11 protein-coding genes and 2 riboswitches are annotated in these 17,187 nt (G+C 36.1%); of the genes, 3 read left to right on the top strand and 8 right to left on the bottom strand.

Features of this window, described 5'->3' with window-relative positions; genetic code table 11:
- Nucleotides 1–362 precede the first annotated feature (362 nt).
- The 4 genes from ptsG to ppdK all read right to left on the bottom strand — a co-directional run bounded on the left by ptsG (nt 363) and on the right by ppdK (nt 7,917).
- Nucleotides 363–2,432: a glucose-specific PTS transporter subunit IIBC gene (gene ptsG / locus BCI01S_RS23475; protein ID WP_047943390.1), complete on the bottom strand. Its 2,070-nt coding sequence runs from the start codon at nt 2,430–2,432 to the stop codon at nt 363–365.
- Nucleotides 2,433–2,619: 187 nt separating this feature from the next.
- Nucleotides 2,620–3,462, bottom strand: a complete 843-nt coding sequence (glcT, locus tag BCI01S_RS23470) for a glucose PTS transporter transcription antiterminator GlcT (RefSeq protein WP_047943389.1) — start codon at nt 3,460–3,462, stop codon at nt 2,620–2,622.
- Nucleotides 3,463–3,642: 180 nt separating this feature from the next.
- A complete protein-coding gene (locus BCI01S_RS23465) occupies nt 3,643–4,971 on the bottom strand; it encodes an NCS2 family permease (RefSeq protein ID WP_061801243.1) in 1,329 nt (442 codons plus the stop codon).
- Nucleotides 4,972–5,111: 140 nt separating this feature from the next.
- Nucleotides 5,112–5,214, bottom strand: a riboswitch (purine riboswitch).
- Between the two features lie 93 nt (nt 5,215–5,307).
- A complete protein-coding gene (gene ppdK, locus BCI01S_RS23460) occupies nt 5,308–7,917 on the bottom strand; it encodes a pyruvate, phosphate dikinase (RefSeq protein ID WP_061801242.1) in 2,610 nt (869 codons plus the stop codon).
- Between the two features lie 191 nt (nt 7,918–8,108).
- Between ppdK and BCI01S_RS23455 the strand changes: the two genes are divergently transcribed.
- The 3 genes from BCI01S_RS23455 (at nt 8,109) to BCI01S_RS23445 (ending at nt 10,639) form a co-directional block, all read left to right on the top strand.
- Nucleotides 8,109–8,738: a CBS domain-containing protein gene (locus BCI01S_RS23455; protein ID WP_047943386.1), complete on the top strand. Its 630-nt coding sequence runs from the start codon at nt 8,109–8,111 to the stop codon at nt 8,736–8,738.
- 12 nt (nt 8,739–8,750) lie between these two features.
- Nucleotides 8,751–9,572 (top strand): pyruvate, water dikinase regulatory protein, encoded by an 822-nt coding sequence (locus BCI01S_RS23450; protein WP_047943385.1) that lies wholly within the window; start codon nt 8,751–8,753, stop codon nt 9,570–9,572.
- Between the two features lie 281 nt (nt 9,573–9,853).
- Nucleotides 9,854–10,639 carry a sulfite exporter TauE/SafE family protein gene (locus BCI01S_RS23445; RefSeq protein ID WP_152680031.1) on the top strand — a complete coding sequence of 262 codons (786 nt, stop codon included), beginning with the start codon at nt 9,854–9,856 and terminating at the stop codon, nt 10,637–10,639.
- Nucleotides 10,640–10,864: 225 nt separating this feature from the next.
- Here BCI01S_RS23445 and guaA read toward each other — a convergent pair whose 3' ends face one another.
- The 4 genes from guaA to BCI01S_RS23425 form a co-directional block, all read right to left on the bottom strand.
- A complete protein-coding gene (gene guaA / locus BCI01S_RS23440; protein WP_061801241.1) occupies nt 10,865–12,415 on the bottom strand; it encodes a glutamine-hydrolyzing GMP synthase in 1,551 nt (516 codons plus the stop codon).
- Between the two features lie 235 nt (nt 12,416–12,650).
- A riboswitch (purine riboswitch) is annotated at nt 12,651–12,752 on the bottom strand.
- A 29-nt stretch (nt 12,753–12,781) separates the two neighbouring features.
- Nucleotides 12,782–15,016, bottom strand: a complete 2,235-nt coding sequence (locus BCI01S_RS23435) for a transglutaminase TgpA family protein (protein WP_061801240.1) — start codon at nt 15,014–15,016, stop codon at nt 12,782–12,784.
- Nucleotides 15,017–16,222 carry a DUF58 domain-containing protein gene (locus tag BCI01S_RS23430; RefSeq protein ID WP_047943381.1) on the bottom strand — a complete coding sequence of 402 codons (1,206 nt, stop codon included), beginning with the start codon at nt 16,220–16,222 and terminating at the stop codon, nt 15,017–15,019. It lies immediately after the preceding gene.
- Nucleotides 16,222–17,175 carry an AAA family ATPase gene (locus BCI01S_RS23425; protein WP_047943380.1) on the bottom strand — a complete coding sequence of 318 codons (954 nt, stop codon included), beginning with the start codon at nt 17,173–17,175 and terminating at the stop codon, nt 16,222–16,224. The genes BCI01S_RS23430 and BCI01S_RS23425 overlap by 1 nt, the downstream gene beginning before the upstream one ends.
- Nucleotides 17,176–17,187 lie beyond the last annotated feature (12 nt).

The following is a 17,187-nucleotide window of genomic DNA, read 5'->3' as shown; positions in this document are numbered from 1 at the left end:
ATTATTGCTATCAAAAGCAACTTTTATATCATATCAACCTTTGCTAAATAAGTCAATTACTTTTTTAATATTTTTTTTTCATTTCACTATCAATTCAAATGAATCAACAGCATTCGCAAGGCTGTTTATATATAATATCAACTTTTAATAGTTTAGTCAATAATAAATATAAATAATACTAAAAAATAAAAACCACCTGCTATTTTAACATCTCTCTTAACAATATCTTCGAATATTATTATTCCAAAAGAATATAACTTAAAATAAGTGATTTTTTCTAACACATCATATCTCTCGTAAAAAACTTCATTATAATATAGAAAAAACTCGATCAAGAGACCGAGTTTTTTCTATATATTCTATTACTTAGTAATGGTTATTACATCTTCCTCTTTAAATTCCACATTACCACGTTTATTAATTTGTACAGCTTCACCCTCAGCTAAGTTCGTAAACACAACTGGAGTAATCGTTGCTGTTGCATTTTCTTTAATATAGTCAAGGTTTACTTTCAACAGAGGCTGTCCTTGTTTCACTTGATCATTTTCAGACACAAGTGTTTCAAAGCCTTCCCCTTTTAATTTAACTGTATCAATACCAAAATGAATTAAAATTTCACGACCGTTGTCGGCTAAAATTCCAAGAGCATGCTTCGTTGGGAATAAGTTAACGATTTTTCCATCAACAGGAGAAACAACCGTTCCTTCAGAAGGAATAATCGCAAAGCCATCTCCCATCATTTTGCCTGCAAATACCGCATCTGGTACCTCTGTAATAGGAACCAATTCTCCTTTAATAGGAGCAACAAATGAATCTTCACTTGTTATATTACTTTGCATGGCACTTGGATTTACCTCTTCAATTTGCTCTTGTACTTCTTTATCCATAGATGGTTGTGCAGCAGGACGTGGTCTTTTCCCACTCATAATATCTCTCATCTGACCTTTAATCGTTTCTGAACGAGGACCAAAGATAGCTTGAATATTATTCCCTACTTCAAGCACTCCAGCAGCACCGAGTTTTTTCAAACGATCTTTATCAACAGACTTAATATCATTAACAGATACACGAAGACGAGTGATACACGCATCTAAATGGGCAATATTGTTTTGTCCCCCCATTGCTTCTAACACATCGTACGGAAGATCGCTAGTTGCTCCTGTTGAACTACTGTCACTTTCTTCTGTCTCGTCTTCTCTACCAGGTGTTTTAAGATTGAACTTACGAATCGCAAAACGGAAACCAAAATAGTAAATAACCGCGAACACTAAACCTACTGGAATAATAATCCATGCATTTGTTTGCGGATTAATTAAACCGAATAACACATAATCGATTAAACCACCAGAGAATGTCATTCCTACTTTTACATTTAATAAATGCATTGTCATAAAGGATAAACCCGCAAAAACAGCATGAATTCCAAACAATACTGGAGCTACAAACAAGAATGAGAATTCCAGCGGTTCTGTAATACCAGTTAAGAAAGAAGTCAATGCTGCAGATCCCATTAATCCACCAACAATTGCTTTTTTCTCTGGACGAGCTTCATGATAAATCGCAAGGGCTGCTGCAGGTAACCCGAACATCATAAATGGGAATTTACCAACCATAAATGTACCTGCCGTTAAATTTTGAACTCCATCTTTAATTTGGCTCATAAAGATAGCTTGGTCACCTTTTACAATTGTTCCTGCTTTCGTAGTATAACTACCAAATTCGAACCAGAAAGGAGAATAGAAGATATGGTGTAAACCAAATGGAATTAATGATCTTTCAATTAAACCAAAAATAAATGCTGATAAAGTTAAATTAGCACCTAACATGTTTTCAGAGAAAACATTTAATCCATGTTGTATTGGCGGCCAAATAACAATCATGATCAATCCTAAAATAACAGCACTTGCAGCTGTCGCAATTGGAACAAATCGTTTTCCAGCAAAGAATCCTAAATAGGATGGTAACTCAATTTCAAAGAAACGGTTATACATCGAGGCAGCAACAATACCAACAATAATACCACCAAACACACCGGTTTGAAGAGTAGGTATCCCTAAAACAGCTGCATATTCTGTACTGCCTTCTAAGTCCTTCGCATCAATCCCTAGAACAGTACCCATTGTAACATTCATAATAAGGAATCCAATAATAGCTGCTAAACCAGCAACCCCCTCACCGCCAGCTAAACCAACGGCAACTCCGACAGCAAATAGTAAGGAAAGGTTACCAAATATAATGTTCCCTGCATCCTCCATTACAGATGCAACCATCTCCACACCACTATTATTTAAAAACGGTGCAATATCTAGTAGTGTTGGGTTTTGCAGTGCATTACCAAATGCAAGCAAGATACCGGCAGCCGGAAGAATAGCTACTGGGAGCATAAGTGCTTTACCGACTTTCTGTAAAACACCAAAAATCTTTTTAAACATTTCATAATCCTCCTAAGTTATTTTTCGGCTCAAAAAGCTTTCTCAATCAAGAGTAAAAAAACAAAAAAGGCATGAGTAAAGAGAGATTGAAAAAAACCTTCAAGGGTAGGTTACCCTAAAACATTTAACTCAACCATCTTTTTCACTCATGCCTGATCGAATCAGTAACACGTTGATAAGATAATACCTATTTAATTTTTTTCTGAAGTCTTTGTAAATGCATTGTCAGATATACCGCTTCTGCATCAAAGACTGGCCTTTTAAGTACTTGTTGCATTACTTTTATGAGCTTCCACGCAAGATTATAGCATAGGGGATACTCATTCTTCAATAGCAATGTTATTTTTTCTGGTTCTTCTACTTTTTCTCCTGTATTGACCCGTTCAATCGCAAAACGCAAATGTCTAACAAGGCGCATATAATCGATGCTATCTTTATCAATTTTCGTTTCTAGTTGATCTTCTATTAAATTCACTAGATGTGTGACTAACTGTGAATGCCGATTAACTTCTGATAAATTTTTGTTCATCATGGCACTATGAATATGCAAAGCGATGAAACCGATTTCACCCACTGGTAATTGAAGCCCTGTTTGTTCTCCTATTAATTTTACAACCTCTTCAGCTATTGAATACTCAAACGGGTACAACGCCTTTGTTTCAATCAAAAATGGATTATTTAATACTAGTCCGTTCGAAACTCTCGAGGAAGCGAACATAATATGATCTGTTAACGCTATATGAATATGCTCGTTCAACTTTGCATTTGTCTTGTTTTTAATCAATTCAATAGATGATACTATAACATCTAATAAATCATTATCTACTTGAGGAAGAAGCTTTAAATAATTGCTCTGCTCCTTTTCATCCTTTAAGACAAATAACTTTTCCACAACACTAATATCAATATAATCTCCGCTTTTCTGATTAAAGCCTATACCTTTTCCTATAAGCACTACTTCTCCATAGGTCGGATGATCTCCAATGAGCACATTATTATTCAGCGCTTTCTTTATTAGTAAATTAGGCATACTTATTTCCCCACTTCGACAGACATCTCGGTAACTCAATGTTATTAAAGTCTTTATAGTAAGTCAACGAAAAAATGAGAAAAAGGATACCCAAAAAGGGATATCCTCTTCCTACTAAGAAAATATACTTTCTCAAACTCATAAAATCTTACACTATTTTTATTTCTAAATCCCTTTCTGCTATTGCAAGAAGACAAAATACAATGCAAAGATAACAAAGAATACGTACATAATTGGATTAATTTCTTTGATACGACCTTTAACAATCATTACGATTGGATAGAAAATAAATCCTACTGCTATACCTGTCGCAATACTGTATGTTAAAGGCATCGCAACAATAGTAAGGAAGGCCGGCACAGCCACTTCAAACTTTGTCCAATCAATTTTACCAAGGGACGAAACCATCAAAATACCTACTACTACTAAAGCTGGTGTTGTAACTGCTGATGTGACTACTTCCAATAGTGGGAAGAAGAACAAGGATAGTAAGAAGAATCCTGCTGTCACTACTGCCGCAAACCCAGTACGAGCACCAGCGGCTACACCTGCTGAAGACTCTATAAAAGAGGTTGTGGTAGATGTACCGAATATAGAACCTACCATAGAAGCAATGGAATCTGCGAATAATGCTTTTCCTGCTCTTGGTAATTTATTCTCTTTCATAAGTCCTGCTTGATTAGCAACCGCAACTAATGTGCCCGCATTATCAAAGAAGTCTACAAATAAAAATGTTAAAACGACCACTAACATGCTCTGTGTATAAAATCCTGGATCACCAAGCGCAGAGAATAATGCTCCAAATGTCGGTTCAATGCTTGGCACAGCAGATACCACAGCAGAAGGAGTATTAATTACACCGAAAATCATGCCGACTACTGCTGTAATGATCATTCCATAGAATACACCGCCATGAATCCCTCTAACCATAAGAATAATAGTAATGAAAATACCAAATATCGCTAGCAATGTACTTGGGTTAGTTAAATCACCAATATGGACAAGTGTCGCTGAGTTATCAACAATAATTTTAGAATTTTGCAATCCGATAAACGTTATAAATAGCCCTATACCTGCGCCAACCGCAAGCTTTAATTCTACTGGAATAGCATTAATTAATTTCTCACGAAGTCCAGAGATTGTTAACAATAAGAAAAATACACTTGAAATAAATACTGCCGCTAACGCATATTCCCATGGATGTCCCTGTGTTAAAACAACGGTATAAGCAAAATATGCATTTAACCCTAATCCTGGCGCTAATGAAATAGGATAGTTAGCGAAAATACCCATAATTAGAGAACCTACAGCAGCAGCAAGAGCTGTTGCAACAAACACTGCTCCATAGTCCATACGCAGCGCATCAGGAAGATCAGCTACATCCCCTAATGATAATGTAAATGGATTTACCGCTAAAATATAAGCCATCGCAAGGAATGTAGTGAAACCACCTAAAAATTCTTTGCGGTAATTTGTGCCTAGTTCTTCAAATTTGAAAAACTTCTTCATTGATCTTTCCCCTCTCATAATGCTTTAATTATCTACTAAAACAAAAAAACACTCCTACGATTAAGGAGCGTTGACTAAGGGTTTGTGTTATATAGGAAGGGCAAATTACTTAATAAAATAAAAATGATTTCATTACGATTCCCTATATACACTTACCTCGTAGTCAAGCTATTTACGGTAGCTCGGTAGAAACTTTCGGGCCGTATTCCCCGATATTATACGAGTAAAATCTTTTTCAGTTGTAAATCCAGTTTATCAGCTTGACGAATACTCGTCAATACAAAAAGCGAACAATTATAATTAAAAATTAATAATCGTTCGCTTTCTAACAAATATTTATTTATTTATACTTGCATGGGCAACAGCTAAGCGAGCAGCAGGAATACGATATGGTGAACAAGAAACATAGTCGATACCAATATTTCGGAAGAAAGCTATCGATTTAGGATCTCCGCCAACCTCTCCACAAATACCAATCATCAAGTTTTCTTTAGTCTGTCGTGCTTTCGTTACTGCTAATTTAATTAATTCCCCTACTCCATTTTGATCGAGAGTTTGAAAAGGATCATTCACCATAACATTCTTCTCTTTGTATGAATGAATAAATTTCCCAATATCATCTCTAGAAAAACCATATGTCATTTGTGTAAGATCATTTGTACCGAAACTAAAAAAATCGGCTTCTTGAGCAAGTTGATCAGCTATTATACAGGCACGTGGTAATTCAATCATTGTTCCGATTTCATACGGAAAAGGCTCCATTTGATGATTAACAAAGATACTTTCAATTGTTTCTATTAAAAATGCCTTCACATAGGCCAGTTCTTCTTTTTCTGCCACAAGAGGAATCATAATTTCAGGAAAGACAGTATATCCTTCTTTTGTTAACTGGATTGCGCTATGGAAGATAGCCTTTACTTGCATTTGATAAATTTGTGGTTCTGTTATTCCTAGACGACAGCCACGATGGCCTAACATTGGATTCGTTTCTTGCAGCCTCTTAATTTGCTCTTCAACAATCGATGGATGTTTATTTAACTTTACCGCTAACTGCTTCATTTCATTTAGGTCACTAGGCAGAAATTCATGCATAGGCGGATCTAGTAAGCGAATGACCATTCGTTTATCTTCAACAACTTGAAACATCTGGTAAAAATCTTCTTGTTGGAAGGCCAGCAATTTGTCTAATGCTTCTCTGATTTCTTCTTTATTCTCCGCTAATATCAAACGACGCATTTCCAGCACTCGTTCTTCACCAAAGAACATATGCTCCGTTCTCGCTAAACCTATACCAGATGCTCCAAACTCGATAGCCGTTGTTAAATCTTGAACTGTCTCAGCATTCGCGCGTACTTGTAAATCAGCATATTCATCAGCCCAAGAAAGAAGAAGCTCTAAATTCTGGTCGTTTTCCGCTACAACAGTAGGGACTTCGCCCAAGTACAATTTACCAGCAGTACCATCTACAGAGAGAAGGTCACCTTCCGTCAGAATCCTTTCTCCACAAGTGATTGTTTTCAATTCTTCATTGACAGTTAATGCTTCACATCCTGTTATACAGCAAGTTCCCATTCCTCGGGCAACAACTGCTGCATGCGAAGTCATTCCTCCTCGACTTGTAACGATAGCCTCGCTGACAATCATACCCTCAATATCTTCGGGTGAAGTTTCTTGTCGCACAAGAATTACTTTCTGGCCAAGTGCATGACATTCTTTAGCTTTTTCCGAAGTAAAAACAATGGCGCCGGTAGCTGCGCCAGGACTGGCCGGTAAACCTTCTGCCAGTAATTCGACGTTTTGAATAGCCTGCGGATCAAAAATAGGATGGATTAGCTGATCAATCGTTCCAGGTGAAATACGTAATAAGGCTTCACTCTTTGTAATTAATCCTTCCTTAACTAAATCCAACGCAATTCGCAGTGTCGCTTTAGCCGTCCGCTTTCCGTTTCTTGTCTGCAGAATAAATAATTTCCCATTTTCAATCGTGAATTCAATATCTTGCATATCTTTATAATGCTGTTCTAGTATATTGGCATATCTTTTAAAATCTGCATATGCTTCCGGAAGGACTTGCTGTAATGCTTCGATAGATTCTGGTGTACGGATACCCGCTACCACATCTTCCCCTTGAGCATTTAGCAGAAATTCACCAAACAATTTATTTTCGCCAGTGGCAGGATTCCTTGTAAACACAACACCTGTACCGCTTTCATTTCCGCTATTCCCAAAAACCATTGATTGAATATTTACTGCCGTTCCTAAATGATGAGGAATTTCATGTAATTCGCGATAAACCTTTGCTCGATGATTATTCCATGATTTAAAAACAGCTTTAGCAGCTTCCAATAATTGATCTATTGGATTTTGTGGAAAGACCCTCTCGTTTTCTATATATAGCTCTTTAAAGGACTCAATTACTTGCAAATGTTCCTTTTCTTGAAAATCTGCAGCTGTTTTGCTAAAGTGTTTTTCCATTTTTTGGAGTCGTATATTAAATTTATCCTTATTTATGCCATATACTACTTCACCAAACATTTGCAATAATCTTCGATAACAATCAAATGCAAAATCCATACTAGTTAATCGAGCTAAAGATTGAACTCGTAGATCATTTAATCCTAAGTTAAGAATCGTATCCATCATACCTGGCATGGAAAAAGCTGCGCCACTTCTTACAGAAACTAATAAAATATTTTCATCACCTGTAAAAGACTTTTTCGTCTCTGCCTCTAATTTTATAACCGCTTCCAAAACATCCTTTTTTAACCAATCTTCAAAAAAGGATGGTTCTTCTAGATACTTCATACAGCTTTCCGTTGTAATCGTAAACCCTGCTGGCACTGGTAAACCTAAACGAGTCATTTCAGCTAAATTTGCCCCTTTGCCGCCTAATAATCCTTTGTCTTTACTACTGCCTTCCTCGAAAAAATAAATCAACTTTGCCATCGTCTACCTCCATATTTCAAATATGTATCACATTAACTTTATTTACACTTTAATATGACACATATATAGTTGTCAATACGAAAAATAACACACATATTAAAGTTGAATAATTAAATTATCGATGTATAATAGATGTATAATGATGATAATCCTATTATCTAATTAAACTATCTATTTTTTGGGAGATAATAATGAAACTAAGTGAAAGACAAGAAAAAATTATTAAAATAGTAAAAGAATATCAACCTGTAAGTGGAGAAAAAGTGTCTGATTTATTGGATGTATCTAGAGCCACCCTGCGATCAGATTTATCTTTTTTAACGCTTGTCGGAATCTTACAAGCTACCCCCAAAATTGGGTACACCTATTCGGGATCAGATTTAGAAAAATTTTTCTATTTTAAAACTTTTAATACAAAAGTAAATGAGATAATGATGCCGCCGTTAATGGTTAATCAAGATACTTCCATTCGAGATGCTATAACAACTTTATTTATGTATGATGTAGGTTCATTATATGTCACTGGAGAAGAAAAACTTTTATTAGGGGTTTTATCAAGAAAGGACTTATTAAGAGCCTCATTAAATACGAATATAGATCAGACACCTGTAGCGGTCTGTATGACTCGCGTACCTCATATTAAAGTTTGTAAAAAAGACATGGACATCTTAGAAGCGGCAAGTATTCTTCAAGATTTTGAGGTGGACTCATTACCTGTTGTGGATGATGAAAATGAAAGAAAAGTGATTGGGAAAATCACTAAAACTAGAATATTAAATTTCATTATTCAACAGGCAAGAAAGGCAGAATTAAATGGATAGAGGAGATTTTTTATGAAAAATGAAATCATTGTATATACCATTTCTGATTCAATAGGGGAAACATCACAAAAATTATTAGCAGCCGTTACTGCTCAATTTCCAGATTTAGTATTCAACAACAGCTACCGTTTTTCTTTTGTTAACAAGGAAGAAGAGTTAGTTGATATATTAAATGACGCGGTAAAAGATGATGCAGTAGTAGTTAGCACATTAGTTGATAACCATTTAGCTAATGTCGCTAAAGATTTCAGCAATCGAACAAAGTTACATTACTTGGATTTAATGAATCCCTTTTTTGAGATTATTAAATCTAAAACAGGTTCTACCCCAATAGAAGAACCTGGTATTGTACATAAGCTAGATACAGAATATTTTAATAAAATAGCAGCAATCGAATTTGCAGTAAAATATGATGATGGAAAGAACCCACAAGGATTTCTTCAATCTGATGCTGTAATACTCGGTGTTTCTCGTACTTCCAAGACTCCATTGAGTATGTATTTAGCCAATAAAGGGTATAAGGTATCGAATTTACCACTTATACCTGAAGTTCCCTTACCTTCCATTTTAGAGGAGGTAGAGGGACAGAAGATAATCGGCTTGATTTGTAATCCAGAAAACCTATCCAGAATCAGAAGTAATCGCTTAGATTCTTTAGGGTTGAGTCACTCATCTAGTTATACAAATTTAGAAAGAATTTATGAAGAGTTAGAGTATTCAAAGCAAGTATTTAAAAAGCATAACGCCTATGTGATTGATGTAACAGATAAATCAATTGAGGAAACAGCTTATCTAGTAGAAAAACATCTAAAAGAAGTAAGTATCCACTGGTAGAGCCGGTGGATACTTACTTCTTTTTGAATCAACGCATTCTTGAGTATTCAATTGCATGAAATAATGATCCGTTTTTTCCGATAAAGCAATATTGCATACCAGTACTTATTCTTATTCCTCTATATTTCCACCTTCTTTTCTCAAGAAATTCAATAAATGTACAAACAGCTTGAATTAGCCCAGCATCTCTTTGTAGTATGGTACCATTATATTGATACCAAGAACGATTTTTAATTAATATAAGTAAAGAGGGATGATTTTTAGTGGAATTATCATTTTTAATGTTTGCATTAATCGGTGTTATTATTGGAATTCTATCAAGTATGTTTGGCTTTGGGGGTGGATTCGTAGTAGTTCCTATCCTATTTGCATTTTTACCAGATTCGATTCCAAGCGAATATTTAATGCATACAGCTATTGGTACGTCATTAGCAGTTATGATTATTAATTCATTCAATTCAACATATAATCATGCGAAAAAAGGCAATGTGACATGGTCAGTCTTCAAACTATTAGTAGGGTATATTTCAATAGGTTCTTTAATAGGTGGTATGCTTGCAGTCTATATTGATAGCGATTTCCTTAGGTTTGCGTTCATTGGTCTCTTAATTTACGTTTTGGTTTCAAACATTTTCAAAAAATCATTCACCAGAGAGATTGATGACCAATCATTTCATATGCCTAAGCAAAGTTCAGCATCTTTTATTGGAATAGGCATTGGATTTCTTTCAACCTTGTTAGGTATTGGCGGAAGTACCATGACAATTCCTTACCTTAGAAATAGAGGTATGCGTATGATACATTCTGTAGCTCTAGCTACCCCATTAGGTCTGCCAATTGCTATCGTTGGAACCTTTACTTATTTAATTACAGGAAGGCAGATAGATACAATGCCTTCATCAACTCTAGGGTTTATATACCTACCTGCGCTAATCGGGTTTACAATCGGTGGTTTTGTTGGCGTACCTATTGGAAGGTCTTGGGCTCAAAAGTTATCTGACAAACTCTTTTCCAAAATATACTTAATTCTTCTGCTTATTGTGGTCATTATGATGATTATAAGCTAATTACGGAATAACATTATACATAGAGATATTTATTATAATATAACCAAGTTATCTACAGAAAATGTTCCCTACCAAAATTCAATGAAAAAGCAAAATTCCCTACCAAAATTTTTTCTTGGTAGGGTTTTTGGCAGGGAACCATATTATTTTATATGGTATTTAACCATTTTTAACAAGGTTAAACCCTTATAAATCGGTGTTCCCTCTTCAAATTAAGTTGTATTCTTACTCCCACTCAATCGTCGCAGGTGGCTTACTAGTAATGTCATACACGACGCGGTTAATATGGGCTACTTCATTAACGATTCTTGTAGAAATCACTTCTAGTACATCCCATGGCAGTCTTGCCCAGTCAGATGTCATTCCATCGATAGAAGTAACTGCGCGAATTCCGATTGTATAATCATACGTACGCGCATCTCCCATTACTCCAACACTGCGGATATCAGGAAGGACAGTAAAGTATTGCCATACATCGCGTTCTAAGCCAGCTTTTTTAATTTCTTCGCGTAAAATGGCATCTGATTCACGGACGATTTCTAGTTTTTCTTCTGTAATAGCACCTAATACACGAATCCCTAAACCAGGGCCAGGGAATGGCTGTCTCCAAACGATATCATCAGCTATTCCTAACTCAGAACCTAGAGCACGTACTTCATCTTTAAATAGCGTATTTAAAGGTTCAATTAATTGGAATTGCATGTCTTCAGGAAGTCCGCCTACATTATGATGGGACTTAATGGTTTGTGCAGTAGCTGTACCACTTTCAATAATATCTGTGTAAAGAGTACCTTGTGCTAAGAAATCAATTCCTTCTAATTTTGCTGCTTCATCATCAAACACATAGATGAATTCATTTCCAATAATTTTACGTTTTTTCTCAGGGTCACTTACGCCCTCTAGCTTAGACATAAAGCGTTCTTTCGCATCTACTTTAATGACGTTCATATTAAAGCCTTCTGTGAAAGTCTTCATTACTCCTTCCGCTTCGCCTTTGCGAAGAAGTCCATGGTCTACGAATATACAGGTTAATTGATCACCAATAGCTTTATGAATCAACACAGCAACAACAGAAGAATCTACTCCACCACTTAGGGCACAAAGAACTTTTTTGTCGCCGACCGTCTGGCGAATTTTTTCCATTTCAATTTCAATGAAGTTCTCCATTGACCAGTCACCTTTGCAGCCACAAACACCGAACACAAAGTTTTTCAATAATTCATTTCCATATACAGAGTGACGAACTTCTGGGTGGAATTGAACAGCATATAATCCTTTTTCTTCATTACTCATCGAAGCAATCGGACAAGAAGCGCTCGTTGCATCAATTGTAAATCCAGCAGGTGCTTCAACAACTAAATCACCATGGCTCATCCAAACGATTTGTTCTGTTGGAAGGTCAGCAAATAATTTAGAGTTGTTTTCAATATTAATTGCTGCTTTTCCATATTCACGATGCTTTGCTTTTTCCACTTTTCCGGCAAAATGCTGGGTCATCAATTGCATCCCATAACAAATACCGAAAATAGGAAGTCCTAAATCGAATATTTTCTCATCTACGCCAAATGCATTTTCGTCGTATACACTATTAGGGCCGCCTGAGAAAATGATTCCTGAAGGGCTTAATTCCTTAATCTCTTCAGCTGTAATGGTATGTGGATGCAACTCACTATATACTCCAAATTCTCTTATTCTTCTTGTAATCAATTGATTATATTGACTACCAAAATCTAGGACAACGATCATTTCTTGACCTTCTATATGCGCTTTCCCCATTCCTATTCACCCCAACTACTCTATTTGAATTTCTCTTCTTACTATTTCCAAATACCTTCATTATTCATGCTTATCTTTTCTCTAAATTAGATTCTGTTTTTTTACAAAAGTGCTGATTTGAATTCAATCAACCAACTTTTATAATGTAACCACAAAAAAAGACTAGAATCCGCCTCAAATAAAAACGAAGGCAGAATTCTAGTCTTTTTGGTTTCTTCATATAAGCTAAATAATCCAAAGACTTATCTGCCTTCATAGTCAGATCATTTAAGGCGACCCGGTAGAGACTCTCGAACCATATCATCGAGGATATATGAAGGAATTATATATAGATGTGAATATTGTAACAACATGTCGAATCGATGGTCAAGCTGTTGTTTTTTTAATTAAATTTTCCCACAATTCTCTCATATCTTCCCAAGTCTCTTTTTGCATATGACCTTTATACAGATATTCCTCATATTTAGCAGTCAATTGGCTCATTTCTTTGCTTGAATAAATGTGATCTATTTGCTTCGCATACTCTCTTAAGGTAATTTCTTCCTTCTTGCGGAGTCCAGCTATCTCTAGTAGATGCAGCAGCACCATATAAGCCTTCGGAAAGTTAGTTTCCTCCGTTGTGTTTCGGAATTTCCAAATATAATAATAAGGAAGCCATTTATAGCGAAATTTATAAGCTGCTAATCCTGCTGTAATAATGATTACTAGAACCGTAGTGACCCACTGCCAATTGTCTTTAACAATAGTTGTGTAATTCTTCTGCCCATCTGTAGATGGTGATGTTTTCTCCATTGTTTGCTCTGGATTTTCTGGTTTATTTTCTGGGGTTTCTGGCTGTCGTTCCTGTTGCTCCGGCGTTTGCGTTTCAGTATTCCCAGTATTTTGATTGCTCTCCACATCATTTATATACGTATTCGCATTAGAGAATCCTTGCGTTGGCTCAAAAGCAACCCAGCCTACATCTGGAAAATAAACCTCTACCCAAGAATGTGCATTATTATTTGTAACTTCATAGCGGCGAATATCCCCGTCCACTTCTACAAATTCTCCCTCTGTAAAACCTTTAACCCATCTTGAGGGAATCCCAATAGAACGCAGCAAGGTAACCATAGAAGTCGAATAGTTATCACAATAACCCAGCTTTGTTTCAAATAAGAATTGGTCCACATAATCCTCTTTCTCATTCGGGACTGCCACATTATTTTGACTATAAGTAAAACCATTAGATGAGAAATAGGTTTCTATCGCACGTACCTTTGCAAATACATTTTCATCATTTTTCGTTATATCAGCAGCAAGGTCTTTCACTCTTTGCGGTAATGAATCGGGAAGCTGAAGGTAGCGATTCACCATATCTGGATTATTTCTTATAAAGTCTTCCATATCAGCTGTTGTTAACGCATTTAGACTGTATTCCGGCACATCATATTTTACCGAGTAACTTTCTACATATCCATTAAAAACGCCACGTTCATTCCCACTTTCAATTTCCATGAACGAATTAGCAGCAGACACTTCTTTTACTCCTAATGGATATAGTAAATAAGAAAAGCCATTCGTAAATTGCACAGTGCTTTCAGACTCTGTCCGCTTCACATTTTCCCCTTCTACAAAAGAGACAAAAGGAATTGCGCCACCTTGATCTAATACTTCAAAGTTGTCCCGATTTAATTTTAAGGATTCCTCTGATTGGACCCAGCCTTTTCCTGTATAAGTATCTTTCGTTTCTACTTTCCAATAATGAGGCTTTTCTACCTCCGCAACAAAGACCAAGGAAGAATCACCAATAAAGTCTCCCCCTAATCTTGAATCATCAACACTATAACCAACTCTATGAATACCGCTTCCTGGAATATCTCCATCCTCTACTCCTCCTTTATCCCCCATTGTCTGGATAAAAGGAACAGGGTCTGGCCAAATAGGATCTGCCTTTGGTGATAAATAGCCAATTCCAGCACTTCCTATTACGAATAGAAGTAAAGGAATCATCCATTTTACGATCGAACTGTTAGTATTTCCAGATCCTTCTTTATCACTTAATCGAAAAAATGTTAACATGCCCATTGCTGTAAAACCTATGATTACCGTACGAATAATTGCCAAATCAGCACTATAAATCGTAAAAGTATCTAATACGGTAATATAAATAATTGTCAGCAAAAAGAATGTAAAAATCTTTCTTCGCTTAATTAGCCAATAATCAATTAAATACGCCATCAGCCATAATAAAATGAAACAGAGACTGCTTTTAAACATATTCGTCATTTCCGGCCACTTTGTATTAAATACCAATGCTAAATTATCGATAAATTCGGCTGCAAAAGGTTGAATCCATTGGAAAGTAAAAAATGATTCCTCATAATATAAATATTGAAGAATAAATATAATATAAACAGTCTTCAATGTGCCGCTTACCCAGCTTGGTGTCCGGGAAAAGGCTAACAATAAAGATAACGCAAGAAATAAGTGAAAGACAATCACATTCTCTGTATTCGTTAATTCTTCTAATGGTCCGAGCCATTCACAAATTAGTAAGAAACCTAAAATGTATAATAAAAAATTAGCAATTGTGATATGTTTTTTGCTATAGGGCGTTCCCATTTATGCCACCCCCTCTCCAAAAGCTTCTTTAAATCTCCCCTCAGAAACAGGAATGATTTGAATGCCTTTTTTTCCAGCAAAAGCACTTAATGTTCTTTCTTCACTAGATAAACCTTCCTTTTGTCCAGTGATGGCAAACATCACGATATTATATCTTTTACTTGCCAACCACCCAGCTTTATCTATAAGTTCTCTTGTTACTTGGGAAGTAATTAACATGATTGTGGCCTGTGGAGGCAATTGACTACTTTCATAATCTACAACCTCTGCTAATGTGATTTCCTTTGTAGCACGTACTTTTGCTAAATGATAGAGCAGGTATTGTTGGTGACTTTCCCCTCCCCTTATTGGAAAAATCTTACGCTCCGTATCTACCGATAATAAGCCTACTTGCGCACCTTTTTTTAAAATAGCTCGAAGGATAGAAGCAGTGAAAGACACTGTCGTTTCAAATCTTTTATTTTCTTGGCAATCCATCACAATCATAATGTCATGCGACTGTTTTTGTTCAAATTCCTTTGTCATCATATTGTTGCGCCTTGCACTTGCTTTCCAGTTAATCCATGAAAAGCGGTCACCTGGCTGATACTCTCTCACACCAACTGCCATTGTCGTATCTCGCTGCACTCGCTCCTTCGATGAAGTCATTCCTTGCTCATAGTGATTTTCCAGCGGTTTGTATATCATTTCTTCAATAGGAGGATACACTAGAATCCGTTCTACTTGAATATAGACCTTCTCCTTCTCAATCAGACCTAAAGGGTCACCCAATTGGAGAAAGATTTGATCAAATACATGCTCTCCTCTTGGCAACTCCTTCACCGTATAATTAAAGCGGAGTCTCCGCTTTAATCCAGGCATTAACATTCTCTTTTCTTCTATTTTTTGCCCCATTGTGGAATTAAATGAATCTCTCACCACCATATAAAAAACAGGAAAAAACGAGTTTCTCGTTAATTCAATTTCTACATGCATTTCTTCTTTCGCCCTATATTCATATTTCAAAATTTTTCTTTTTACTTGCCAATCCCGCATTGGATAGACTGCAATTAAAAGACCATATAAAGCAAATGGTAAAAAACTATAAAATAAAAACCAGCTTACAAACCCACCTTGAAACATAGCATAGGAAAATACCATCACTATTAGTAAAAATAGCAAAATTAATTTCCAAACCCGATTTAATTTATGCAAAAATCTTTTCATTACTTCACTAACCTTTGTACTGGTACTGGCACTTGCCCGATAATTCGATTAATAATTTCTTCTGCTGTTATCCCATCGAACTTTGTTTCTGATTTTAAAATCATTCGATGAGCAAAAACAGCTTTTACTAAGAATTGCACATCATCTGGGATGACATAATCTCTTCCTTGAATAAAGGCATAGCTTTGGGATGCTCTCATTAATGCAATGGAACCCCTCGGACTGACTCCTAGATAAATACTCGCATTTTCTCTAGTTGCTGTTGCGAGCTCCACAATGTATTTTTTAATCGTTTCATCCACATACACTTGTCTTACTTCATCTTGAAGAGTAAGTAACTCATCTAAGCTTACAACTGACTCTAATTTTTCAATTGGCGCTGCTACTTGGACTCTAGTCAGCACTTCTATTTCTTCTTCTACGGTTGGATATCCCATATTCATTTTCAATAAGAAACGATCTAGCTGTGCTTCTGGAAGAGGATAGGTTCCTTCATATTCAATTGGGTTCTGGGTTGCCATAACAAAGAATGGCTTTTGTAAATGATGTGTCACGCCATCAATCGTTACACTACTTTCTTCCATCGCTTCCAAAAGAGCTGACTGAGTCTTTGGTGATGTTCGATTTATTTCATCAGCTAGAATAATATTCCCCATAATTGGTCCTGGCACAAATTGAAATTCTAGCTCTTTCGGGTTATAAATAGACACTCCCGTTACATCAGAAGGTAAGAGGTCTGGAGTGAATTGAATTCTACGAAAATTAGCACCTACTGATTTCGCTAAAGCTCGCACCATCATTGTTTTCCCAACTCCTGGAACATCTTCTAATAAAACATGTCCTTGGGCAAGCAAAGCAATTAAACTCAGTTCTGCTACATCCCTTTTCCCAATCATCACCTTTTCGATATTACCGATTATTCTGTTAATTACCAAACTATGATTTCCTGCCATTCTTCTCCTCCT

This window comes from Niallia circulans NBRC 13626 (genome assembly GCF_001591585.1).
GTDB lineage: Bacteria > Bacillota > Bacilli > Bacillales > Cytobacillaceae > Niallia > Niallia circulans.
The sequence above is the reverse complement of the archived record's forward strand: the minus strand, read 5'-3'. Positions and strand labels throughout refer to the sequence as shown.